This is a genomic window from Haloplanus sp. CK5-1, from assembly GCF_037201915.1.
Taxonomy (GTDB): domain Archaea; phylum Halobacteriota; class Halobacteria; order Halobacteriales; family Haloferacaceae; genus Haloplanus; species Haloplanus salilacus.
Window position 1 is genome coordinate 1,275,486 of record NZ_CP147505.1, and the last position, 23,536, is coordinate 1,299,021.

The following is a 23,536-nucleotide window of genomic DNA, read 5'->3' on the forward strand; positions in this document are numbered from 1 at the left end:
AAACGAGTCAGAACGGGGTTCATCCGCAGCAAAACAGACGGTTCCGTAGGGTTCTTCCTCGGTGATGAGTGGGATCCCGAGATACGTATGATGCCCGCTGCGTTCGAAGGCGGGATCGTCGCCCCAGCCTTGGTTAGGTGCATCGTGGAGTGCGAAGGGGACGTCGTCTTCGATGGTCTCACGACAGTACGTTCGCTAGTTGTCCACTCTCTTGATGGCGGCGGCAACAAGAGTCCGGTCTAACACGGTAAGGACGCTGATACGAGACGAAGTACACATCTGACGCCACGGAGAGTTGAGGAAGAGTCACAAATCTGGATTGTTTTGGCTGTAGTTGTCGTTCAGACTGATCTCCGAAGACAGCTGTCGCTGTTCGCCAGCCTCGCTTCGCCGAAGCGAGGCGGCTCAACCGAGTCCGTGTTCGTATCCTGCTGGCAGTCCTTCTCCGTTAGTCCGGTACTTCTCTTTCCAGCCGAGTTCGTCGTCTAACACCCGTTCGATCCCGTGCAAAAACGCGTCACCAAACGCGAATGTTTTCGGAAGTGCTCGCCCGCCCCGCCGTGGTCGGGCGAGCACGGCCCACTGTAACACGAGCCACAACTGCTCTAACAGAAACCCCACGCCCACGTAGAACAGCCGGATTGTCGTCGATGGCGTTGTTGTCAGGGCACGCGCTTCTCGGAACTTCTCGTAGCTCTTCTCTATCCGTGAACGCTTGTTGTAGGTCGTAGCGACTTGCGCGGGCGTGCGGTCTTCCAGACCGTACGCCGCGTATCCTGTCGCTTTCACACCAGACTTTCCGCGGTCACCGTTCTGATAGGTAACGTTCACCGCCAGTGGATACGTCTGTTCGTGCTCTTTCCCTTCGCAAATCGTCTCTTCGGTCATGTGTGACGCGGCCTTGGAGAGTTTCTTCCGGAGCGAGTCTTTCCGGGTTATGACCGGAAAGACTGGCGGTGCTGTCTCCCGAAGAATACCGATTAACTCCCCGACAAAGGCGTCCCTGTCCATGAGGATCTGGTCGGTCTCGAATGGGTATGTTTCGACGCGGGCGAGCACGCGCTCGACCGCGTCGGCCTTGCTGTCCTCGCCGTCAACTGGTTCAACCGCCAGTGTGAGTGGCTTTCCCTGCGCGATGACGAACGCAGTACAGTACCGGTGACACTTCGTGGTTCCATCTCGTGCTTCCATTCTCCTGAACTCGTCCTCGTCGTCTGGATGACCGTGGAACGGATTGTCCATGAAGTCCAGACAGATGGTTCTCGACCCGCCGCGGTCGAGAACCGTCATCGCCACCAGTGCGAGGATATCGTTGACAGCATCAAGCATCGGCTCTTTCTCCAAGGTGTGCAACCAGTCCATCACTGGCTCGCGGTTTGGCGTGTCCTCAGTGTTCGTCGTGACACCGTTGACGGAGGTTGTGTCAACAGCAGCTCGTAAGACGACTTCCATGATTTCCTCGGAATCGAGGCCGGAGCCCTCGATTCCTTCCATCGGTATCAGCTCAAGCAACTCCATGCTAAGAGACTTCAACTGGCTGCTCGAAATGTACTCGTCCGGATCTGTGAGGATGCGTTTGAGTCTTGGGAACTCCATCACACACAGGAATCCGGGCAGCGGCTGAATCAGGCGACTGATTCAGTCGCGTCATTCTAATCACTACGTGTCAGAAACTGGTCTCTTGAGCCAGAGTGGACAACTAGCGACGTTTCTTGAAGCTCTAGTTCGAGCCCGAGCGGGGCTTGTCCGTCTGCCGTGTCGGTCGCGACGACTATCTCCCAGTGGCCCGTCTCTCGATCGATCCGAGCGAGATAGCCGTTGTTCACGCCGAGATACCGTTTGCCAAGCTCTAACGCCTCGCGCGCTTTTTCGTTGAACGGGATATCCTCTCGAACGATTTCATGGAGTCGTTGACGGGCCTCGTGAACGCTCGGTGTGGGCTCCACCATCTCTAGCGTACGCTACGCTCTGGTATCCAAATGGTATAAAGTCACGTTTATTGAATAAGATCACGATCACTTGAGGATTCAGCCCATCAAAACTTTCCACGTGGGACTGATTCACACACAGAATGGCTACTGATCCAGACACGAAATCCTTCGTCTTGCGTTCGACGTACCGGATGAACGTCGTCCAGTCGCTATCTCGAGTAGGCCAGCTAACGCCGACCTCGATCGCGCAGAAAACGGGGATCCGACAGCCACACGTGTCCCGAACTTTGTCCGAACTGCGTCAGGAGGGTCTCGTCTCCCTCGCAGTTCCCGAGGACCAACACAAAGGCCGACTGTACGAATTGACGGAGTTCGGTGAAGAGATCTGGTCGGAAACCAACCAGATACATTGGCAGAACGACGTCGCTAACATCCCTTCCACCCACCGAGAGATAGTTGCCCATCTTCACCAAGAACTCGGAGAGAAAGTAACCGGAGTGGGATATTACGATGGGAGTACTGTCAGCATGTACTATTTCCACGATCAGATGCGGCACAAGTACTCCGAGGAACAGTTCGTGAAATCGTCGGAGACCCTGATCGAGGAGTTCAGCCACACCGACACGGAGGCTGCCGAAATCGTCGGCGAACTCCGTTACGAAGTCCAATCGTTTACCGAACTGAATCGGATCGTGATCTACTCGGATGGCGGGTTTTTGACGATCGGATTGCAGTCCGAGTGTCAGTTCGAATACCCGTCGTTGATAGAGGACTGTCAATCCATATTGAACGACGCGTCCGAATAGCGTATCGTGTGACGTATCCGGGAGAATCGACATCAACGTCGGTCGCTGCTCGCCGTTGTGTTGATAATTTCTACCTACGAGGCGGAGGAGCGTCAATACGGCGGAATCTCCCTCGACGATAGACGGTCGTCGAGTGTTTCACATTATTCATAGATAGTTCCGGTAGTACACCCGAAATGTACGTTCGGAACACTACCGGGCGAGAAACTACTAGTAGGCTCGCCAGCAGTAAAATCACCTTTCTGCGAATCGAAAACAGACGGACGTGAGAACGCTATTCGTTTTCGAGAGCGTCGTAGATCTCGCGGTGTTCGTCCCGATCTGCCCTGGCGACTCGCAACACGAGTTCTCGACGAATGTCCTCCATCACGTCGTCGAGTGGTGTTCGTTCGCCTGTCTTCTCTTCCGTTGCCATATCTACCTCTTGACCACGAATCCCGTTAATCGTTCGGGTCCGCTGATTCATCGGACAGTTGCTCGAGTCCATACTCTACGAGGTCGCCTCGCAATCGTTCGATCACCTCGTCCAAATCGACTTCAGTCGTGCGTGCTCGGAGATATTCCAGCACGTCGTCCTCATCGACGGCCTTCTCGTCGGTGCCGAACTTCACCAGTATCCCTCTGATTCCCTCGTCGTATTCGAATCGATGACCGTTGAGTAGATAGAACACCGTTGTCGTGTTGAGTGCAGTGCGTTTGTTCCCGTCCACGAACGGGTGGTTGGCAACAAGGAGCCGAAGGAGATGAAACGCCTTCTCGTGAATCGTCTCTGGAACCGACCCGAAGCTCCCCTCGCTGACGTACTCCAGTGCGAATTCGATATCTCCGCGATTGTGGACGCCTGAGCTGGTATCTGCATACTCCGAGACAATGTCCTCGTGGATGTCGAGGACTTCTTCGACCGACGGATACCAAAACGAGTCGGTCATTATCGAGGGTTCTCATTCGATTAACCTATCGTTTTCTCTCTACGAATGAACGTCACCCAGCGGAACACGACACGGCAGTTCGGTCGATAACCGATACTGTCGAAAGGATGTACGCCCGGAACACTACCGGGCGAAAATCTACTAGTAGGCCCGGTGGAGCTAAAGACGGCATATTTAGTGGGGTCTGTTAGAAATCACCAGCAGATGATACGAATGGTGTGCAAGAGATAGAGCGTCAAGTCAGCACATGCCTTCTCCATCGCCTCTGTTTTCCGGGTCAGGTCCGCTCACGGTCGTTGCGCTCGCTGATGTTAGTAACGGTACCAACCATCCGCTTGGTATCGTCGCTATCGTCGTAGATTTCACCCCGTGACTCGACCCAGATGTGTGTGTCATTGTCGCTCTGGATGCGATACTCGATCTGAAATCCACTCTCGGTTTCGGCGGCCTGTTCGACAGCAGCAGTGGCTTTCTCTCTGTCGTCAGGATGAATATACGCCGCGAACGCTTCGAAGGTTCCCCCGAACGTCCCTGGTTCGATCCCGACCAGTCGTTCCAGAGACTCATTCCAAACCACTTCATCGGATCCAATCTTCCATTCCCAGATGCCTGTGTTCGTTCCTTGCAAGGCAAGTTCGAGGCGTTGTTTCGTCTCTTGAAGTTCCGCCTCGCGCTCCTTACGCTCGGTGATGTCGCGTCCCTCTGGGACCAACAGCGTCACATTACCCTGTTCGTCGGTTATCGGTCGAATCGAGAAATCGATAATGGCATTTTCCTCACCGCCTTGTATCTCAACCTCATAGCGGACGAACTCGCCCGCTGCGGCGCGATCGATCGCATCCTGGGTCTCCTGTTGGGTGGCGTCGTCGCGCTGCCACCAAGCCGCCTCGTAAAACGGTTTTCCGACGACATCTTCCGGGTCAAGACCGCCAAATTCGAGAGCCGGCTCGTTCACCTCAATAACTGTACCGTCAGGCTCTAACAAGCCCGTAAATTGATTTGTCTGGTTGAAAATTGCCTCGTAGCGACGTTCGCGCTCCCTGCGTTCAGTGACATCCCGGCTGATGAGCAAATGTTGTCCAGGAATAATACCCGCCGTTCCTGAATACTCAATAATTTTCTCCACGCCATCGGCACCGATTACCGTCGTTGTTTCACTCTCACCACCTGCTTTTTCGATGTCTTGCCACTCGGATTCGAACGCAAATTCGTCAGGAAGAAATTCCGTTAGCGACCGGCCGAGTAGTTTCCTCGTTTCTATCCCGAATAACGTACTCGCTGCTGCGTTTGCGTCGATAATCCTGCTCTCATCATTAATAATAGTGATCGCATCAGTCGCTTCTTCGATGGCTGTTTTGTACTTATCACGCGACCGCGTGATTTCTGTCACCTGTTGTTGAACAGTAACATTCGGCTTTCGAGGGATCGTAACCGTCATGGTCGTCCCCTGTTCCGTGATCTCTGAATCGATTGAGCCGTCATGGCTGGTCACAATCCAGTAGGCCAACCAGAGACCCAAGCCCGAGCCGTGGATGAGTGGTGTTTCCACCCCTGAGTTGAGGACTTCAGCTTCGTGATCAGGAAGCCCGGGTCCAGTATCGCTAATCTGAATCTCGATACCGTTCGGGACGATCTCGATAGCTACCGTAACACTGGGATTGTCGCCGGTGTGTTTGACTGCGTTCTCGATGAGTTCCTCGATAGCCCGGTCGAAGTTCTGCAGCACTCGCCCCTGAATTTTCGTGTCGTAGTCAACAGTGATCGGCGCTGCCGGGTATTCCTGTGTAATCTCTGCAGCAATCTCCTCTATAAGGCTTCCAATCTCTGTCGCCTGTCGTTCGGAACTGGTGGTGATAATTTCTTCCAGTATACGAGCTTTCTGACTCAAATCGATCAAGTCGTCGATGTGGGTGAGAACGGTTTCACCGACAGAATCATCATCTATCCGATCGGCCATGAGTTCCGCGTGGCCTCGAATGACTGAGATGTCGTTGCGAAGATTGTGCCGCAGGACGCGGTTAAGAACCGTGGCAAGGTTAGTTTGCTTCGTGAGCTCGCCCTCGATGAGTTCTTTTTCGAGTTCGCGTTCGAGCAATCGGGTAAGGTGGTCAGTAAACTGCATTTCAGCCTCGGTGAACGATTCAGTTCGAGGCTCTTGTGCGGCAAAACAGACGGTTCCGTAGGGTTCGTCCTCAGTAATGAGTGGAATACCGAGATGCGTATGATGCCCGCTGATTTCGAAGGCCGGATCGTCGCCCCAGCCTTGGTTTGCTGCATCGTGGAGCGCGAGTGGGGTGCCTTCTTCGATGGTCTTACAACAGTACGTTTCCTGAAGCTCTCGTTCAGAATCAGGCTGGGCCTGTCCGTCTTCCGTGTCAGTCGTGACGACGATTTCCCAGTGATCGGTTTCTTGATCGATCTGAGTGAGATAGCCGTTGTCCACGCCGAGATACTGTTTGCCAAGCTCTAACGCCTCGCTTGCTTTTTCATTAAATGGCACATCCTTCCGAACGATTTCATGGAGCCGTTGACGGGTTTTATGATCGGTTACTGTGGAATCCACCATCGTTAGAAAATTGCCACTACTCCTGTGTCGATGATCTCCTCAAGTCCTTGTATTCCAATCCATTGACGTGTAGGTATAGGGTTCATTTCCTCTCACACTATGGTATTCAAGTGGTTAAGAGATAGTTTATTGACTAGAATCACAATCACCATGACCTTCAGCTTCATCAGGACTTTTCTCTCTGGGATCCATTCCCATACAGAATGGCTGACGATCCGGATGTGAAATCCTTCGTTTCACGTTCAAAATACCGGATGGGCGTTATCCGAGTACTCTCTCAGTCAGGCCAGCTCACCCCCACCTCGATTGTGGAGAAAACCGATATACGACAACCACACGTGTCCCGGGTGTTGTCGGAATTGCGTGAGAAGGATCTTGTCAGCCTCGCAGTTTCCGAGAGTCAACGCAAAGGCCGACTGTACGAATTGACGGAGTTCGGGGATGAAATATGGTCAGATACGAACCGAATACATTGGCAGAACGACATCGCTAATATTCCTTCCACCCATCAAGAGATAGTCGCCTATCTTCATCAAGAAGTTCGGGAGAAAGTAGCTGCAGTGGGATGTTACGACGGAAATACTGTCAGTATGTACTATTTCCAAGACCAGGTGCGGGACAAGTATTCCGAGGAACAATTTGTGGAGTCCTCAGAGACCTTGATCAAGGAACTCAGTCACACCGATGCGAAGGCTGCTGAAATCACAGGTGAGCTCCGCTACGAGGTTCAATCGTTCACCAAACTGAATCGGATCGTAATTTACACTGATGACGGATTTTTGGCAATTGGATTGCAGTCAGAGTGCCAATTCGAATACCCGTCATTGATTGAGGAATGCAAGTCTATATTGGACGGAGAAACGTCCGAATAGTGTGGTTTGTGACAGCTACTGGATAAATTGATCTCTATCCCGACTACTGCTTGCCGTCGTACCAACCGATTCGAATAGACTGAGTCTGGAACCGCTCTTGTGCGGGATAAGCGCTCTGTATCCACCACGGTCATCCACAGCCGACAGATGTCAGTACTCCCGGCAGACCTCATTCCGGGCCCGTCATCATTGAATCTTTCCAAAACACGTAGGAAGAGCGGTTAATACGGAAGGGTCGATCTCAACGGCAGAGCGTAATTGAAGCAATACATATTATTTATAAATAGTTATAACAGCATACTTAAAATGTACGCCCGGAACACTAACGTCCGGCCTCATCCCTGGCGGCGTGCCGAGTCGGCCGGCTAACCCTCGTGCCGGGCGGCCGTCGGATGCGTGTAACGGCGTCACGGGCCGTCCGATGGACGACCCCACTGGTGATTCGTGGAATCACCCATGTAGCGTGCCCGGGTTCGCCGCGCGTCATCGCGCCCTGGTGGGTGTGCTCGGGCGGGGACTGAAGGCACGCACCCGACGGTACACACCCCAGCGGTTTAACCTCTGTCAGTAGACGTAGTCGCCCTCGGCGACGGAGACGTACCCGCCTTTCCGGAGGCGCCGCTTGTTCCACTTGTAGCGGACGAACAGTTTCGTCGCGTCCCACCCGGCGGCGAACCGGCGGTCGAACAGCCCGGCGCCGGACTCGTCGGCGACCATCTTGCGGGCGGTCCGGAAGACCCGATCCCAGTCGTCGGGGTCGTACTCCCGGACCATGTCGGCCATGGTCACGTTTCGGATGATCTCGTCCTCGATGGCGTCCTTCCACGCGTCGTTGTACCCCGAGAGGTCGCCCGAACCGGCCAACTCGCCGGCGATGGCCCCGGTGCGGACGGCGACGTGGTCTCCCCCCTCGTGGAACGCGGAGGTGGTTCCCATGGCGCCGCCGACGAGGGCGATGCCGGCCTCGACCGGCGAGTCGGCCGGCCGCGTCGAGGAGATGGGGTAGGTCTCGGTTCCCTTGGACTTGCCCCGGTCCTCGACCAGTGGGAAGTCACCGGGCACGTCGTACTCGTCGCCGTACTCGTGTTCGAGGAGGCGCTGGAGGTACTCGCTCCCGCTGGGCACCGACTCGTCGTCCGGGCGGAGGAGCGCGTACGATTCCGGGTTCGCGACCGACGACAGGTCGAGATCGATGGGCATCGTCAGCCCGACCCGTGCCACGTCCTCGTCGTTGGGGAAGATCCAGGGGTAGGCCGTGTGGCCGGGCATGTAGCCCCACCAGAACGTGATCGCGCCGCGGAGGTCCTCGGCGACGGCCGGTGGAAGGCGTCGGTGTTCCTGGTAGGCGATGTGGTTGGCGGTCGTCGTTCCGAGACGGTCGGTCACCGGATAGGGGAGGAAGCGATCCACCACGCGATTGGTGACGGTGCGCTGTGGACCGTCGGCGAGGACGACGAAGTCGGCCCCGACTTGGTCGCCCCCGGCAGTGTGGACGACGTGGCGCGGGTCATCGTCGAGAGTCGTCTCCACGTCACGGACGGAGACGCCGACGCGGTAGTCGGCCCCGACCCGTTCGGCCCGGTCGCGGAGCCAGTCGTCGAAGCGCGCGCGGTGGAAGGTGTAGCCGAAGTTGTCGTAGGTGGCGTCGATACCGGTCGACCGCAGGACACAGGACTCGGACGGGCCGACGAACGCGGCCCGGTCGAGTTCCGACAGCAGGACCCCGTCGGGGAACTCGTCGGGGTGGATGTCCATGATGTCGACCCAGTAGTCGAGGATGCCGGCGGCGTCGGTCGAGTCGGGGCCGAGTCCCGTCCGATCCTCGCGTGGGACCCCCTTCTCGAGGACGAGCGTGGACGCGCCGGCCGCCGCTGCCCCGTGTGCCGCCGCTGCTCCGGCGGGACCGCCGCCGACGACGGCGACGTCGACCTGTTCCATACCACACTCCCCGGCCGGCGACGGTATTAATCGCCCGGAACGGATCCGGAGGCCGGTGTCGATGTGTGCCAACCTCGTAGACTTATCACCCAGGCGGTCACATCCCCCCGCATGACCGATCCCGACGTCGTCGTCCTGCGACAGAAGGTCCACGGGATGTCCCCCGAGTCGTACGGTTCGAAGCTTCGTGACCGCCTCCCCGACCACGAGGTAGCGGTCGCGACCACGCCGGCCGAGGAGCACGACCTGCTGGAGCGCTCGCGCGTCGCGACGGGGATCAGTTTCGACCCCGAGTGGTTGGAGTTCGCCGAGAATCTCGACCTCTTTGCCTGCGCGTACGCCGGGACGGGCCACCTCGACACCGGCGCACTGGAGGCGGCCGACGTCGCCGTCACCAACGCCGCCGGCGTGCACGGCCCGAACATCTCGGAGTACGTCGTCGGCGCGCTCGTCGCCCACGAACGCCGATTCCGGCAGGCGTGGCAACGACAGGAGCGCGCCCACTGGGAGGCGTATCCCGTCGGCGAACTCCGGGGAAGCACCGCCGCAGTCGTCGGCCTCGGTGCCATCGGCACGTCGCTGGTCGACCGCCTCGATCCCTTCGGCGTCGAGACGATCGGCGTCCGGTACACGCCCGAAAAGGGCGGGCCGACCGACGAGGTGGTCGGCTTCGACGAGGTTCATTCGGCGCTCGCCCGCGCCGACTACGTGATCCTCGCGTGCCCCCTCACCGACACTACGCGGGGACTGATCGACGCCGACGCGCTGGCGTCGATGAAGGCCGACGCCTTGCTCGTCAACGTCGCTCGCGGCCCGATCGTCGACACCGATGCCCTCGTGACCGCGCTCTGGAAGACCGACATCCGCGGCGCGACACTCGACGTGACCGATCCCGAACCCCTCCCGGCGGACCACCCGCTCTGGTCGTTCGAGAACGTCCAGATCACGCCACACAACGCCGGCAACACGCCGAAGTACTACGACCGCCTCGCGGACATCCTCGCCGAGAACCTCCGGCGGATGGACGAGACGGGAGGGACCGAGGGGTTGGAGAACCAGGTCGTCTAACGCTCCGGGGGCGTGATCTCGTTTCGAAGGGTCCCGACACCCTCGTAGGTGATCTCGACGGTGTCGCCCGGCTCGACGGTGCCGGGGTTCGCCGGACTGCCGAAGGCGATCACGTCCCCCGGGCGGAACGTGAACCGCTCGGAGAGGAAGGCGATGATCTCGTGGGGGTCGAACAGCATGAGTTCCGTGTTGGCCTCCTGTCGCCGCTCCCCGCTCACGTCGGTGTGCATGTCGATCCCGTGGGGATCGAGGTCGGTCTCGATCCACGGGCCGAGCGGACCGGACGCGTCGAAGGCCTTTCGGGCCGTGCGCCCGGGCTGATCGAGGGCGTCCAGATCGTTCATGATCGTGTAACCCCGAACCACGTCGGGCACCTCGCCGGCGTCGAGCCGGTGACACTGCTCGTCGATCACGGCACAGAGTTCGCCCGCGTAGGTCACCTCCTCGGAGAACGTGGGGTACGGAACCGGTCGGTCGTGTGCGACGACCGACGCCGGCGGTTTGATGAAGAAGGACGGCTGCTCCGGGACGTCGTACTCCATCTGGTCGAGCGTCTCGGCGAAGTTCCGGCCGACACAGTAGAGCGCCGAGGGCTCACAGGGTGGTGCGAGGTGGCCGTCCTCGCCGACGACGAACGCCCCCGCGTCCGTCTCCACGACTCCGTCCCGGTACTCGCCGGCGTGAATCTCACCGTCGACCGCGATGCGTGTGCGTTTCATACACCGTCGGTCCCGCCCACCCGACAAACCGCTTGTGGATTCCCCATCGGCTCGATGCGCCCGTCGTCGACCCCCGCAAGCGTTTTATGTGTGACTCGGTAACACATACCGCACCCCTACCAGCGGCCCCCGATCCACGCCAGTTTTTACCCGTGGGCCGGTAGGGTGGTGTAATGAACTCCGAACTGCGCGACCGTGTCGAGCGAGCGGCGCGGACACACGCGCTCTTGAACGCCGTGAAGCACGGCAGCGACGCCGAGGTCGGTGCGGTTATGGGCCCGCTGATGGGCGAGAACCCCGACTTCCGGGAACACGCCGACGAGATTCCGGGCGTCGTCGGCGGCGTCGTCGCCGAGGTCAACGACCTCTCGGCGGCGAAGCGTCGCGCGGAACTCGAGGAACTGGCCCCCGAGCAGTTGGCCGAACTCGAGGCCGACGACGAGGGCGACGACCACCCCCTGCCGGACCTACCCAACGTGGACGACCACGACGAGGTGGTGATGCGCGCGGCACCGAACCCCAACGGCCCGTGGCACCTCGGCCACGCTCGGATGCCCGCGGTCATCGGAACGTACAAGCAGCGGTACGGCGGCCGCTTTCTCTGTCGGTTCGACGACACCGACCCCGAGACGAAGCGCCCGGATCTCGACGCCTACGACGCCATCCTCGGAGCCATCGACTACCTCGGATTCGACCCCGACGAGGTGATCCGGGCGAGCGACCGTCTGGAGACGTACTACGATCACGCCCGTGAGTTGATCGACCTGGGCGGCGCCTACACCTGCTCCTGTCCGCAAGCCGAGTTCTCCGACCTGAAGAACGCTGGCGAGGCCTGTCCCCACCGGGAGAAAGACGCCGGGCGGACCCGCGAGGAGTTCGAGGCGATGGTCGACGGCGAGTTCTCGGCCGGCGAGATGACCCTCCGCGTTCGGACCGACATCACCCACAAGAACCCCGCGTTGCGGGACTGGGTCGCCTTCCGGATGATCGACCGCCCCCATCCCCGACCCGAGGCGGCGGATTACCGCTGTTGGCCCATGCTCGACTTCCAGTCGGGCGTCGACGACCACCTCACGGGCGTCACGCACATCATCCGCGGCATCGACCTCCAGGACTCCGCGAAGCGCCAGCGCTTCGTCTACGACTACTTCGACTGGACGTACCCCGAGGTGGTCCACTGGGGGCACGTCCAGGTCGACGCCTACGACGTGCAACTCTCCACCTCGACGATCAAGGACCTGATCGACGACGGCACCCTCGACGGCTGGGACGACCCGCGCGCGCCCACCCTCGCGAGCCTCCAACGACGGGGTATCCGTGGCGAGGCCATCGTCGACGCGATGGTGGAACTCGGCACCTCGACGACCAACGTCGACCTGTCGATGAGCGCCGTCTACGCGAACAACCGCGACCTGATCGACGACGGCGCGGACCGGCACTTCCTCGTCCGTGACGGCGTCGAGAAGACGGTTTCGGGCGGCCCGGACGCCGGCCACCCGCCCGTCCACCCCGACCACGAGGAGCGGGGTCGCCGCGAGATACCGGTGTTGGGTGGCGTCCTCGTCGAACCGGACGACGTGCCGTCGGCCGGCGACCGCGTCTGGCTGAAGGGCTTTGGCTGCGTGCGGCACGCCGACGGAGACTTCGAGTACGTCGGCGACGACATCGGCGCCGTCCGCGAGGAGGGTGTTCCGGTGGTCCACTGGGTTCCCGCGACGGGCGGGGTCCCCGTCCGCCTGCGCACGATGGACGGCGACGTGACCGGCGTCGCGGAACCCGCGTTCGCCGACACCGCCGTCGACGACGTCGTCCAGTTCGAGCGCGTCGGGTTCGCGCGCGTCGACCGGCACGACGAGGACGAATCGGTCGCGTACTTCGCTCACGAGTAGCCACCGACCGTCCGTCGTCGACACGGGCCGTCACCGACCTCGAGGTAGCGACCGTCTCGAACCACTCACCGCCGTCGGTGTCACGGACGGCCCGTCGTAGAACCGGCCACGACACTACTCGTAGTACACGTTAACTTTCCCGCCACACTCGTCGTGGTTGTTGCACCAGAACGATTCGCGCTGCGAGCGATTGAAGATGCTGGTGATCCCGTCTCTTTTCACTTCGACCGGCTCCGTCCCCTTCGGGAGTGCGACTTGGTTTTTATGCCCACACCACGGACATTCGACGTCGAAGGGGGCCATACCCGTACTACTCGAACGGCTGGCTCAGTTATTTTGTCACTTGAGCGTTCGCAACTCCGGGTGCCGTCTCTCGTAGCGGGTGTAAGTCGGTGCAACCGGATCGCGAGGCCGGGTGCGATCGGTTCCAAGCGCTACTGTGGTAGACGGGCAGCGAGTAGCCGAGACCACCCGACAGAACGTTTATTGTCGGCGTCGCCAACGGCCGGGCATGGCGGACACCTCTCCGACGACCGAATCGAACGCCATCCCACACTGGTACACGGACGACGACGTACTCACGCTCGTCGACGGCGACGGCGTCACCGTCTACGACGACGGCGGGGAGGCGTATCTCGACTTCGCCTCACAGCTCTACTGTGTCAACGCCGGCCACGGCGAGGAACGGATCGTCGACGCCATCACCGACCAGGCCTCGCGGATCGCCTACGTCTCCTCGGCGAAGGACAACGACGAACGGACGGCGCTCGCCCGACGGCTCGCCGAGGTCGCCCCCGGAGACCTCTCGAACGTCTTCTTCTCGGTGTCGGGGAGCGAGGCCAACGAGTCGGCCGTCCAGTTCGCCCGCGAGTACACCGGTGGCCGGAAGGTACTCACACGCTACCAGTCCTACCACGGCGCGACCTACGGCGCGGCGTCGCTGACGGGCGATCCCGAGACGCGAAACGCGATGGGTAGACAGGTCGAGACGGGCGGCGCGGCGAAGTTCCTCCCGCCGCTGACCCACCGGTCCCCGTTCGACGGCGACACGCCGGCCGAGGTCGCCGAACAGGCCGCCGACCATCTGGAGTACGTCATCCACAACGAGGGGCCCGACTCCATCGCGGCGATCCTGATGGAACCCGTGGGCGGGACGAGCGGTGCGTACCCGCCGCCGGCGGACTACCTCCAGCGCGTGCGCGACCTCTGTGACGAGTACGGAATCCTCCTGATCACCGACGAGGTCATCACCGGCTTCGGCCGGTGTGGGGAGTGGTTCGGCGTCGACACCGAGGACGTGGTGCCCGACCTGCTCACCTTCGCGAAAGGGGCCACGAGCGCGTACGTTCCCCTCGCGGGCGTGATCGCGGGGCCGGAGATAACCGAGCACCTCCACGACGCCGGCATCGACGTCGGCCAGACGTTCGCCGGCCATCCACTCGCGTGTGCCGCGGGTCGGGCGGCCATGGACGCCTACGCCGACGGCATGATCGAGAACGCCCGGAAACGGAGCGAGCACCTCGAGGACCGACTCCGCGAACTCGCCGCCCACGACACCGTCGGCACCGTTCGCGGCCGGGGACTGCTGTGGGCCGTCGAATTCACCGACCCCGCCACCGGGGACCCGTTTCTCAACCCCTGGATCGAGTCGGGCGACAACCCCGTCGACGACGTGATCGACGAGACCCAGGATCGGGGCGTCCTGATCGGTGGTGGGCGGCCACGGACCCAGATCATCGTCTCGCCGCCGCTCCCGGTCACCGACGCCGAAATCGACGAGGCGGTCGACGCCCTCGACGCGTCGGTCGAGGCCGTCTTCGGCTGACGTGGGGAGTGGTCGGGTACACGACCGTGGACGTGAGGGCCACCGTTTAATATCGCGGCCCACCCGTCTCCGACCATGCTCCACATCGAGGGACCGCTTCGCACGGTCGACGTGGGTTCCCGACGCGCCGCGACCGAGTCGATCGACGACGTCCTCGCCGACTACATCGGCGGTCGGGGCGTCGCCACCCGCCTCGCCCACGGCCGCATCCCGTTCGACGTCGACCCGCTCGGCCCGGAGAACCGCCTCTACATCACCACAGGGCCGATGCAGGCCTCGGAGATGAGTTTCACCGGACGCGCCTCGGCCACCGCCGTCTCGCCGCTGACCGACGGGCTGTGTTCGTCGAACGCCGGGGGGTTCGTCTCCCGGAACCTGCTCGGTACCGGCAACGCGGTCGTGGAACTGGTCGGGGCGAGTCGGGACCTCCTCGCGGTCCACGTCCGCGAGGACGGCGTCGAGTTCGAGGAAGTGCCGGAACTGGCCGGTGCGGAGGTCCCCGAGGTCACGTCGTACGTCGAGGACGAACACGACCTCGGCCCGGACCACGTCGTCTGTATCGGCCCCGCGGGCGAGAACGAGGTTCGCTTCGCCTCGCTGATGACGAGTGAGACACGGGCGTTCGGTCGCGGCGGCCTCGGGGCGGTCCTCGGGGCCAAGGGCGTGAAACTGCTCACCTTCGACGGCGACGCCGCACCGACGGTCGACATCGACGCCGAGGCGGGGGCGATCCACCGCGAGGCGGCGACCAGCGACCACATCATGAAACGTCAGGGCACCGCGAGCGTCACCGACCTCGCCAACGAGATGGGGACGTTCCCGACCCGGTACTTCGAGGACGTCCGCTACGAGGGGTTCGAGACGATCAACGGCGACGCGGTGGAGGCGAAGAAGTACAAGAAAGGCACCTGTTCGCAGTGTGCCTTCGCCTGCAAGTTGCCGACGAAAGACGAGGCGGCGGGCGTCGAGACGGAGGGCCCGGAGTTCGAGACGATCATGGCCTTCGGCGGCAACTGCGAGGTGGACGACATCGTCTCGATCATGCAGTCCAACGACCTCTGTGACCGCCTCGGGATGGACACCATCTCCTGTGGCAACGCGGTGGCGGCCTACCTGCAGGCGAACGACGCCTTCGGCGACTCCGAGTTGATCCACGAGACGGTCGAGAAGATCGCTCGTCGGGAGGGGGACGGCGACCTCCTCGCTGAGGGTATCCACCGGTTCCACGACGACCTGGGCGTCGAGGACTGGACGGTCAAGGGGATGACCTTCTCCGCCCACGACGGTCGCACACTCCACGGCCAGGGACTCGGGTTCGCGACCGCGAACCGCGGCGCGGACCACATGTACGCGACCTTCTACGCCTACGAGTACCCACTCGTCGACGACGACGAGGCGTTCGCACCCGAGGGGCTCTCGCCGGCCAAGGCCCGCCGCCTCGTCGAACTGGAGAACAAGCGCGCACTGGAGGACTGCGGTGTCGTCTGTCGGTTCTCTCGGGGCACGATGACCGAGGAGCGGTTCGAGGCGCTGTTCGACGCCGACTTCGACGACCTGCTCGCGGTCGGCGGCCGCGTCGTCGAACTCGAACGTCACTTCAACAACCATCGAGGATTCGACCGGGCGGACGACGCCCTTCCCTACGACCTCCCCGACTTCGAGACGGCCCTCGACGCGTACTACGACGCCCGCGGGTGGACCGACGAGGGGGTCGTCCCGGACGGATCGCTTCCGGCGAGTGCGGACTGACCGAACCGTTCGGTCACAGGTTTATGCGTCCGGGCCGCGGAGTGGTGGCATGGCCATCGATCCGAACTTCGAACGGACCCGCGAGCAGGTCGACGAGGAGGACGGCGTCGCCGTCTGGGGCCCGGTCGATCCGCCCACGAAACTGGGCATCCACGGCACGCACGTCGCTGTCGACTTCGACATCTGTCTGGCCGACGGGGCCTGCCTCGAGGACTGCCCGGTCGACGTCTTCGAGTGGGTCGACTCGCCCGACCACCCCGAGAGCGAGGTCAAGGCCCACCCCACCCACGAGGACCAGTGTATCGACTGCATGCTCTGTGTCGACGTCTGCCCGGTCGACGCCATCGACGTCGATCCGGCCCGCGAGAACCGCATCTGAGGCGACTGCTGTCCAGCACGAATAATTAAGTCGGTGACTGTGGTATACGTCAACATGGAACTGACCGAACGGCTACACTTCGACCACGAGGACCGCAGGGACGTCTACGAGTACGTCGAGGCCCACGGGACCGTCCGTGCGGGCGAGGCCCGCCGGGCGCTGAACCTCGATCCGGAGGCGTTCGGTCACCACGTCACCGTGTTGCGGCGTGACGGCTACATCCGCCGGGAGGGAAACCACCTCCGCGTCGCGTACCAAGAAGAGACGGCCGAGCACCACGATACCACGGGCCTCGCCTACACCATCCGGGCGGCCGAGCAGTCGGACCTCTCGGGGTTGATCGGCGTCATCCGGGAGGTGGCGGAGGAGGGGACGTACATCGAGGCCGAGACGGTCGCCGACCTGCTCGACCACGAGGAAGTGATCCTCCGGCACAACGACGTCCGGTCGCGGATGGTGTTCGTCGCCACCGTCGACGACGAGGTGGTCGGCTGGGTCCACCTCGACCTGCCCGAGATGGAGAAACTCTCTCACACCGCCGTGTTGACGGTCGGGCTCCTCCCCGACCACCGTGGCAACGGCATCGGCGGTGCGTTGCTCGACCGCGGTGTTCGGTGGGCGAGAGAGCACGACTTCGAGAAACTGTACAACAGCGTCCCGTCGACCAACGAATCCGCGGTCACCTTCCTCGAATCCTGCGGCTGGGAGATCCAGGCCATCCGCGAGGATCACTACCGCATCGACGGCGACTACGTCGACGAAGTGATGCTGGCGACGTGGCTCTCCGATCGCGATTGAACCCGTTTCCCACACCCGATCGCACGCGGTCCCGCGACCGGGTGTGCGACGACGGTCACTCGGTCGTCTCGTACCGACGGCGTTCCTCGTCCGCGATCTCGCCCCCGTACCGGTCCAGCAGCGGCCGGTAGGCGTCGCCGAGCGACCGCATGCACTCCCGCGTCGAGACGTAGTCGAGGTCGGCCGCGACCCGTTCCCAGGTGTGGCCCTGTAGCGACTTGCGGACGAGCAACCGCTCTTCGCGAGCCGAGAGGTCGGCGTCGGGGGCCGTGAGGTGGGCGAGCGCGAGCTCTCGGAACGCCCCGGGAGCGGCGTCGTAGAGGCCGGGGCCGTCGGCCGCGGCGGCGACGACGCGCCACTCGTGGTCGGTGAGCCGTGGGGAGTGGCCCGTCGCCGTCGCCCCGAGAACCGCCCGCGCCACGTCCGGGTCGAGGTCACGGAGCGCGTCGGAGCACGCGTCGCGCATCCGTCGCCGGAAGCGGCGGCCGTGTCGCTCCCGTAGGTCCCGGCCCGCCCGACTCGTCGGCCGGAGCATCACCGCCGAATACTCCCCGCTCGCGGCGTTTCGCGTCGTCGAGCAGTGGACCGTTCGGTAGCCGTTCCGCCGCCAGAACCGCACCAGCCGTGGGGTCGCGCCGTAGCCGACGCCGAACCAGTCGACCTCGTCGTCGAACTCGTCGTGACAGCCCTCGAGGAGTCGGGAGCCGAATCCCCGGGATCGAACCGCGTGGTGGGTCGCGATCCGCAACACCCGGTAGCCGACGGGGACGCCCGCGCGGAGGTCTCGCAACTGGCTCGTCAGCACGTCGGGGAGCATGTTTCCTCGGACGCGCGCGCCCTCGTACATCTCGGTCCGGAGCGACTCCCGGAGGCCACCCTCGCGGGCGAGGAGGGCGACGGCGGCGACGTGGCCGTCGACGGTGAGTGCCCGGGCGAGGAGGTTCGGCGCGTCGAGCAGCCGGGCCAGGTCGTCCGGTTCCGTCCGGTAGTGGGCGAGGACGAGGAGGCCGAACGCCTCCCGGAGCAGGTGTTCGTCGTCGAGCAACGCGTCCGGCGAGAGCGTCCGGTAGGTCGCGTCGGCGGGCGTCGTCCCGGCCAGCAGGGGATCGACGGCGGGGCGGGCGTCCAGCAGGAGCGCACGGAATGCCCACACCTCGACGGGGTCGCCCGCGGCGTAGCGGACCGGGTCGTCCAGACGGACGTCGACGGCCTCGCAACCGTCCGCCGCGAGTCGGTCGCGAAAGCGCACCTCGAAGCCGCGGCCGGTCCCCTCGTAGCCGTGGACGGTCGTCACGAACGCCGTCGCGGGCGGATCGGACCCCTCGACGAACGTCGCCAGCCGATCGACGGGGAGGGCGGCCGCCTCGTCGACGATCACGGCGTCGGGTTCTTCCGGACTGTCGACCGCCGCCGCGGGGTCGAGATATCGGACGCGACCCTCACCCAGCGACAGGACGTGTGCCTCCTCGTCGTGGCTCGACTCGCCGAGCGTCGAGAGCAGGTCGGCCGCGTGGTCGAAGACGGCTTCGGCGTTCCGGTACGCGGGGGCCGTGACTAGGACGTCCCGACCCTCGGCGGCGAGGCTCCCCGCGGCGAGGCCGGCGGCGGCGGACTTCCCCCGCCCGCGGTCGGCCTCGACGACGACGGCGACGCCACGCTCCCGGAGGCGTTCGAGCGCGGCGACGGCGTCGACCTGATCAGCGGTGAGACAGGCCTCGTAGGCCGCCGGCGGGAAGGCGGCGGCGTCCGGGACCGCGGTCGGCGTCCGGGACCGGGCGGGCGGCGGGTCGGTCAGACCGTCGCGTTCCAGCGTCCAGTGGTCCACGTCCACGACGGCGACGCCCGGATGCTCGCGGAGCGTCTCGACGAGGCGACGACGGAAGTGTCCGGTCACGTCCTCGACGGTGAAGGGCGGGACGGCGAGTCGCTCGTCCGTGTCGGTCCGGCGGGCCGGCCAGTCGTCGAGCGGCGGCGTGACGAGGACGAGGAGGCCGCCGCCGTCGACGGCACCGACGACACGGCCGAGGACGTTCGCGGTGAACCCCTCGTGGGCGTCGACGACGACGGCCTCGCGCGTGACTCCGAGGAGACGAGCGGCGTCGTCTGGGCGGACACGGTCGCCCCGGCCTTCCCGCGTCGTGACCACCGTCGCGGTCAGGTCGTCCAACACCTCGAGGACGTCTTGGGTGGCGTCGAGGCCGCGGTCGCGGTCGCCGGCGAGAACGAGTATTCGCCGCTCGTTCGCCCGCCGTGCCTCGGCGACGAGGGCGGCGACGGTGGCAGCGAGGTCCATGGACCGCCGTACCGCGGCTGCGAACAAGGGCCTTGTCCTCCGGACCGGTGACGTCGGTGTCACGTGGTGACGGTGGTGTCACACAGTGGTTATATCCGTCCGCCGCCTACCGAGAGGCATGCCTGCCGACATTCCGGGCGTCCACCACGTCACCGCCATCGGGAGCGACCCCGCTCGAAACGCCGCGTTCTACACCGAGACGCTCGGCCTCCGTCTGGTCAAGCGGAGCGTGAACCAAGACGACGTCTCGGTGTATCACCTGTTCTACGGCGATCACAGCGGGTCGCCCGGGACGAGCATGACCTTCTTCCCCTACCCCGACGCGGCCCCCGGCCGACCGGGGACGGGACAGGCCACAGCCGTCGCCTTTCTGATCCCGGCGTCGGCCGTCGACTACTGGCTCGACCGCCTCGCCGACGCCGGCGTCGACGTCGACGCCCCACGCGAGCGGTTCGGCGATACGGTCGTTCCGTTCCGCGACCCCGACGGTCTCCCGCTCGAACTCGTCGCGCGTGCGGACGCGCCGGCCGGCGATCCACCGGCTGGACCGGTCCCCGCCGACCACGCGATCCGCGGCTTCCACGGCGTCACCCTCTCGCTGGTCGACACCGACCGGACGGCGACGCTCTTGGAGTCGATGGGGTTCGACGAGACGGCGTCGGCGGGCGATCGGCGGCGCTTCGAGGCCGAGGGCGATCTCGGCTACGCCGTCGACCTCCGAGAGCTTCCCGACGGACCACAGGGTCGGCCCGGCGCGGGAACGGTCCACCACGTCGCCTTCCAAGTGACTCGCGAGGACCACGCCGAGTGGCGTGACGTCCTGATCGACCACGGCCTCCGACCGACGGAGGTCATCGATCGAAAGTGGTTCGAGTCGGTGTACACCCGCACGACGGGTGGTGTTCTCTTCGAGTACGCGACGAAGGAACCGGGATACACCGCCGACGAGGACCTCGAGAGCCTCGGCGAACGCCTCGTCCTCCCCGAGTGGCTCGAGGACCGACGGGACGAGATCGAGGTCGAACTGCCACCCCTCGACCTGCCGGCTGCCGGCGAGTGACTCCCGGCGTGTGTCGGCCTCACACCCCGTCTCGCGTTTGAAAGCGCTTTTATGGGCCCCCCTGTTACTGATCCCTACAGCCTGCCCGGGGTTGATGACGCGCTTCGCCATCAGGGACTCAGCCTGGTGAGGCGTGCGAGCCCACGGGCAGGGGGTACAAATCATGTCAGTTTACGTCAATTTCGATGTCCCGGCGGATCTCGCCGACAGCGCCATCGAGGCGCTCGAAGTAGCGCGAGACACGGGTAGTGTCAAGAAGGGAACGAACGAGACGACCAAGGCGGTCGAGCGTGGCAACGCCGACCTCGTCGTCATCGCGGAGGACGTCCAGCCCGAAGAGATCGTGATGCACCTGCCGGAACTCGCCGACGAGAAGGGAATTCCGTACGTCTTCGTCGAGACGCAGGACGACGTCGGCCACGCGGCCGGTCTCGAAGTCGGGAGCGCGGCGGCCGCCATCGTCGATGCGGGCGACGCCGATGAGAGTGTCGAAGACATCGCCACGAAGGTCGAGGACCTCCGGTAAGCCACCATGAGCGCCGAAGAGAGTGCCAGCGACTCGATGCCCGCGGAGGTAATCGAAGTCGTCGGCAAGACCGGCATGCACGGCGAGGCCATGCAGGTCAAATGTCGCATCCAGGAGGGATCGAATCAGGGCCGTATCATCACGCGCAACGTGCTTGGCCCCGTCCGAGAGGGCGATATACTCCAGTTGCGCGAGACCCAGCGCGATGCTGACTCCATCGGGGGACAGTAATGGTCGATACACGCATCTGTGACTATTCGGGCGAGGAGATCGAACCCGGCACGGGGACGATGTACGTCAAGACGGACGGCACGATTCTGCACTTCGTCGACTCCAAAGCCGAGAAGAACTACTTCCTCGGGCGCGAACCCCGGGATCTGGAGTGGACCGCCGAGGGACAGGCGAGCGGCGGCGACGCGGGTGGGGAATGAGCGACGCCGAGCGCACCTTCGTGATGGTCAAGCCCGACGGCGTCCAGCGAGGGCTGATCGGCGAGATCGTCTCTCGGTTCGAGGACCGCGGCCTGAAACTCGTCGGCGCGAAGTTCACCCGGATTCCCGAGGAACAGGCCCAGGAACACTACCGCGAACTCGAGGACGAGCCCTTTTTCGACGGTCTCGTCGAGTTCATCACCTCCGGTCCCGTGCTGGCGATGGTCTGGGAGGGCCAAGACGCCACCCGGCAGGTCCGCAACATGATGGGGAAGACCGACCCTGCCGAGTCGCCGCCCGGAACGATCCGTGGCGACCTCGGCCTCGACCTCGGCCGGAACGTCATCCACGGCTCCGACCACGAGGAGGACGGAGCGAACGAGCGGGAGATCGACCTCTTCTTCGACGAGGACGAACTCCACGACTACGAGAAAGTCGACGAGACCTGGCTGTACGAGTAGGCCGCGCGGTGTCGACCCGTTCAGAAGGTTTTTGTCGATCCGTGACACGCCGTCGTGTGTGACCTCACACGAGTTGGACAAGACGCCGGACGACGATGCGTTCGACGAGAGCGAGTTCATAGAACTGTCGGTCGACGGTCGGTCGATCCTCCGCCTCAACGTGCTCGACGATGCACTCCTGTCGAGCGTCGACGAGGCGGCCATCGTCGCCTGGCTCGAAGCGATGGGCGAGGGAGTCGCGGAAGAGCTGGCGGAGGAACAGGACGTCGAACCGGAGGAACTTCTCGAATGGCACGCTCCCGACGTTCGGGTGTACGACACCGAGAACGAGGACTGGGAGGAGCTGTCTCCCTGAGCGTCGTCCGTGGCACGACCCAACGACGGACGGGTCGTCACGTCGGAATCGGTCGGCCCCGGTGTCGGAGACGGGCCAGTATTCGGCACCGTCGACGGCGCTGACTCCCCCCGCTCGATCGGAACACGACGGGACCTGACCGTACGAGTAGCTACGGGTCGACGAAGTAGCCGGTGACGAGTCGTTCTTCGGCCCGACGCAACCGGTAGGAGAGCGTCGACCGCGGCACGTCGAGTGTCGACGCCAGGTCGTCAAGCGTCACTTCCCGTGGCGTCCGGTAGTAGCCGTGATCCACGGCTGCTCGCATCGCTCGCCGTTGATCCGGGGGGAGTTCGACCGATCCCAGCGAGTCGTGCCCCCACCCTTCGGCCTCGCACAGGTGACCCATACGGAAGGAGAGTCCCGACCGCAGATTCGCGCCGAGAGCGTCGTACAACAGGCCCACCTTCTCGTCGGACTTCATGAGGATGCGCCAGCGGTGACGACTCCCTCGTCGCGTGGTGCAGTACAGGGATCCGTGGGGGAGATACTGGCCGGCGAGCGTCTGAACGGACTCGCCGTCCTCGACGCCTTCGAGGTGAGTGTAGATCACCCGCTCGTCGTCCGACCGCTCCAGCACGTCGTGGTACCGCGTGGCCGTACAGTCCGTTGCGGTCACCGAATCCGTCCGCACCGTCTCGTCGAGGCGGAGTCGTTCGACCGCGTCGAGCGCCGCCGTCGGGCCGATCAGTCGCTCGATGCGCCAGAAGCGGTCCGTGCTCACACAGCCGTGTAACGCCTCGGCGACGAGTGTCGGGTGCTCGATGAACACGTCCATCACCGGATCGGCACCCATCTCGTACACGACATCGAACGTGAACTCACGCATCGGGCACCCTCCAAGGGTCGTGAGACGTCATCGACACGCCTCGGCGTACGCCCGCCAGCGCATAAGACTTCCC

Annotated in this window: 24 protein-coding genes and 1 pseudogene; 14 read left to right on the forward strand and 11 right to left on the reverse strand. The window is 63.4% G+C overall.

The features are described 5' to 3' along the window. Nucleotides 1–6: 6 nt before the first annotated feature. From NBT81_RS17310 to NBT81_RS06805, 3 genes and pseudogenes are all read right to left on the reverse strand, one after another. Nucleotides 7–174, reverse strand: a pseudogene (locus NBT81_RS17310) (GAF domain-containing sensor histidine kinase); the annotation flags it as partial. 231 nt (nucleotides 175–405) lie between these two features. Next, on the reverse strand, nucleotides 406–1,596 hold the full coding sequence (locus NBT81_RS06800) for an ISH3 family transposase (RefSeq protein ID WP_425498664.1): 1,191 nt from the start codon (nucleotides 1,594–1,596) through the stop codon (nucleotides 406–408). A gap of 56 nt (nucleotides 1,597–1,652) precedes the next feature. Beyond that, on the reverse strand, nucleotides 1,653–1,949 hold the full coding sequence (locus NBT81_RS06805) for a hypothetical protein (protein ID WP_338742018.1): 297 nt from the start codon (nucleotides 1,947–1,949) through the stop codon (nucleotides 1,653–1,655). Between the two features lie 122 nt (nucleotides 1,950–2,071). On the opposite strand from NBT81_RS06805, the gene NBT81_RS06810 reads away from it, so the two are divergent. Next, on the forward strand, nucleotides 2,072–2,737 hold the full coding sequence (locus tag NBT81_RS06810; RefSeq protein WP_338742019.1) for a winged helix-turn-helix domain-containing protein: 666 nt from the start codon (nucleotides 2,072–2,074) through the stop codon (nucleotides 2,735–2,737). Nucleotides 2,738–3,011: 274 nt separating this feature from the next. On the opposite strand, the gene NBT81_RS06815 is transcribed toward NBT81_RS06810, so the two are convergent. The 3 genes from NBT81_RS06815 to NBT81_RS06825 form a co-directional block, all read right to left on the reverse strand. Next, on the reverse strand, nucleotides 3,012–3,152 hold the full coding sequence (locus NBT81_RS06815; protein ID WP_338742020.1) for a hypothetical protein: 141 nt from the start codon (nucleotides 3,150–3,152) through the stop codon (nucleotides 3,012–3,014). A gap of 25 nt (nucleotides 3,153–3,177) precedes the next feature. Beyond that, the gene (locus NBT81_RS06820) at nucleotides 3,178–3,666 is read right to left on the reverse strand and encodes a type II toxin-antitoxin system death-on-curing family toxin (RefSeq protein WP_338742021.1); all 489 of its coding nucleotides are present in this window, start codon (nucleotides 3,664–3,666) and stop codon (nucleotides 3,178–3,180) included. Nucleotides 3,667–3,943: 277 nt separating this feature from the next. Next, nucleotides 3,944–6,232, reverse strand: coding sequence for a PAS domain S-box protein (locus NBT81_RS06825; RefSeq protein WP_338742022.1), 2,289 nt, complete (start codon nucleotides 6,230–6,232; stop codon nucleotides 3,944–3,946). A 203-nt stretch (nucleotides 6,233–6,435) separates the two neighbouring features. On the opposite strand from NBT81_RS06825, the gene NBT81_RS06830 reads away from it, so the two are divergent. Further along, nucleotides 6,436–7,104 (forward strand): hypothetical protein, encoded by a 669-nt coding sequence (locus NBT81_RS06830; RefSeq protein WP_338742023.1) that lies wholly within the window; start codon nucleotides 6,436–6,438, stop codon nucleotides 7,102–7,104. A gap of 564 nt (nucleotides 7,105–7,668) precedes the next feature. Here the strand turns inward: NBT81_RS06830 and NBT81_RS06835 are convergent. Next, nucleotides 7,669–9,042, reverse strand: a complete 1,374-nt coding sequence (locus NBT81_RS06835) for an NAD(P)/FAD-dependent oxidoreductase (protein ID WP_338742024.1) — start codon at nucleotides 9,040–9,042, stop codon at nucleotides 7,669–7,671. Nucleotides 9,043–9,153: 111 nt separating this feature from the next. Between NBT81_RS06835 and NBT81_RS06840 the strand changes: the two genes are divergently transcribed. Next, nucleotides 9,154–10,110 carry a D-2-hydroxyacid dehydrogenase gene (locus NBT81_RS06840; RefSeq protein ID WP_338742026.1) on the forward strand — a complete coding sequence of 319 codons (957 nt, stop codon included), beginning with the start codon at nucleotides 9,154–9,156 and terminating at the stop codon, nucleotides 10,108–10,110. On the opposite strand, the gene NBT81_RS06845 is transcribed toward NBT81_RS06840, so the two are convergent. After that, on the reverse strand, nucleotides 10,107–10,829 hold the full coding sequence (locus NBT81_RS06845; protein WP_338742027.1) for a fumarylacetoacetate hydrolase family protein: 723 nt from the start codon (nucleotides 10,827–10,829) through the stop codon (nucleotides 10,107–10,109). The two genes, NBT81_RS06840 and NBT81_RS06845, sit on opposite strands and share 4 nt — an antisense overlap. Before the next feature lie 173 nt (nucleotides 10,830–11,002). Here NBT81_RS06845 and NBT81_RS06850 point away from each other — a divergent pair, with 173 nt between their 5' ends. Beyond that, complete coding sequence (locus NBT81_RS06850) at nucleotides 11,003–12,718, forward strand: glutamate--tRNA ligase (RefSeq protein ID WP_338742029.1); 1,716 nt, start codon at nucleotides 11,003–11,005, stop codon at nucleotides 12,716–12,718. 114 nt (nucleotides 12,719–12,832) lie between these two features. On the opposite strand, the gene NBT81_RS06855 is transcribed toward NBT81_RS06850, so the two are convergent. Beyond that, a complete protein-coding gene (locus NBT81_RS06855; protein ID WP_338742030.1) occupies nucleotides 12,833–13,021 on the reverse strand; it encodes a hypothetical protein in 189 nt (62 codons plus the stop codon). 208 nt (nucleotides 13,022–13,229) lie between these two features. Between NBT81_RS06855 and NBT81_RS06860 the strand changes: the two genes are divergently transcribed. The 4 genes from NBT81_RS06860 to NBT81_RS06875 all read left to right on the forward strand — a co-directional run bounded on the left by NBT81_RS06860 (nucleotide 13,230) and on the right by NBT81_RS06875 (nucleotide 17,469). Further along, nucleotides 13,230–14,543 carry an aspartate aminotransferase family protein gene (locus NBT81_RS06860; protein WP_338742031.1) on the forward strand — a complete coding sequence of 438 codons (1,314 nt, stop codon included), beginning with the start codon at nucleotides 13,230–13,232 and terminating at the stop codon, nucleotides 14,541–14,543. Nucleotides 14,544–14,618: 75 nt separating this feature from the next. Then, complete coding sequence (locus tag NBT81_RS06865; protein WP_338742032.1) at nucleotides 14,619–16,292, forward strand: aldehyde ferredoxin oxidoreductase C-terminal domain-containing protein; 1,674 nt, start codon at nucleotides 14,619–14,621, stop codon at nucleotides 16,290–16,292. Between the two features lie 49 nt (nucleotides 16,293–16,341). Next, nucleotides 16,342–16,671, forward strand: a complete 330-nt coding sequence (locus NBT81_RS06870) for a ferredoxin family protein (protein WP_338742034.1) — start codon at nucleotides 16,342–16,344, stop codon at nucleotides 16,669–16,671. Nucleotides 16,672–16,725: 54 nt separating this feature from the next. After that, on the forward strand, nucleotides 16,726–17,469 hold the full coding sequence (locus NBT81_RS06875) for a GNAT family N-acetyltransferase (protein ID WP_338742035.1): 744 nt from the start codon (nucleotides 16,726–16,728) through the stop codon (nucleotides 17,467–17,469). Between the two features lie 55 nt (nucleotides 17,470–17,524). Here the strand turns inward: NBT81_RS06875 and tmcA are convergent, their stop codons facing one another. Then, nucleotides 17,525–19,762: a tRNA(Met) cytidine acetyltransferase TmcA gene (gene tmcA / locus NBT81_RS06880; protein ID WP_338742037.1), complete on the reverse strand. Its 2,238-nt coding sequence runs from the start codon at nucleotides 19,760–19,762 to the stop codon at nucleotides 17,525–17,527. A 118-nt stretch (nucleotides 19,763–19,880) separates the two neighbouring features. Between tmcA and NBT81_RS06885 the strand changes: the two genes are divergently transcribed. From NBT81_RS06885 to NBT81_RS06910, 6 genes are all read left to right on the forward strand, one after another. After that, nucleotides 19,881–20,822: a ring-cleaving dioxygenase gene (locus NBT81_RS06885; protein WP_338742038.1), complete on the forward strand. Its 942-nt coding sequence runs from the start codon at nucleotides 19,881–19,883 to the stop codon at nucleotides 20,820–20,822. A 163-nt stretch (nucleotides 20,823–20,985) separates the two neighbouring features. Next, nucleotides 20,986–21,348: a 50S ribosomal protein L7Ae gene (gene rpl7ae / locus NBT81_RS06890; RefSeq protein WP_338742040.1), complete on the forward strand. Its 363-nt coding sequence runs from the start codon at nucleotides 20,986–20,988 to the stop codon at nucleotides 21,346–21,348. 6 nt (nucleotides 21,349–21,354) lie between these two features. Next, complete coding sequence (locus NBT81_RS06895) at nucleotides 21,355–21,579, forward strand: 30S ribosomal protein S28e (protein ID WP_299331860.1); 225 nt, start codon at nucleotides 21,355–21,357, stop codon at nucleotides 21,577–21,579. Further along, complete coding sequence (locus NBT81_RS06900; protein WP_338742043.1) at nucleotides 21,579–21,779, forward strand: 50S ribosomal protein L24e; 201 nt, start codon at nucleotides 21,579–21,581, stop codon at nucleotides 21,777–21,779. Before NBT81_RS06895 ends, NBT81_RS06900 begins: the two co-directional genes overlap by 1 nt. Then, entirely contained in the window at nucleotides 21,776–22,240 is a 465-nt protein-coding gene (gene ndk / locus NBT81_RS06905) for a nucleoside-diphosphate kinase (RefSeq protein ID WP_338742044.1), read from the forward strand. Before NBT81_RS06900 ends, ndk begins: the two co-directional genes overlap by 4 nt. A gap of 58 nt (nucleotides 22,241–22,298) precedes the next feature. Beyond that, complete coding sequence (locus NBT81_RS06910) at nucleotides 22,299–22,595, forward strand: hypothetical protein (protein WP_338742045.1); 297 nt, start codon at nucleotides 22,299–22,301, stop codon at nucleotides 22,593–22,595. Between the two features lie 151 nt (nucleotides 22,596–22,746). On the opposite strand, the gene NBT81_RS06915 is transcribed toward NBT81_RS06910, so the two are convergent. Continuing rightward, nucleotides 22,747–23,463 carry a helix-turn-helix domain-containing protein gene (locus NBT81_RS06915; RefSeq protein ID WP_338742047.1) on the reverse strand — a complete coding sequence of 239 codons (717 nt, stop codon included), beginning with the start codon at nucleotides 23,461–23,463 and terminating at the stop codon, nucleotides 22,747–22,749. Nucleotides 23,464–23,536 lie beyond the last annotated feature (73 nt).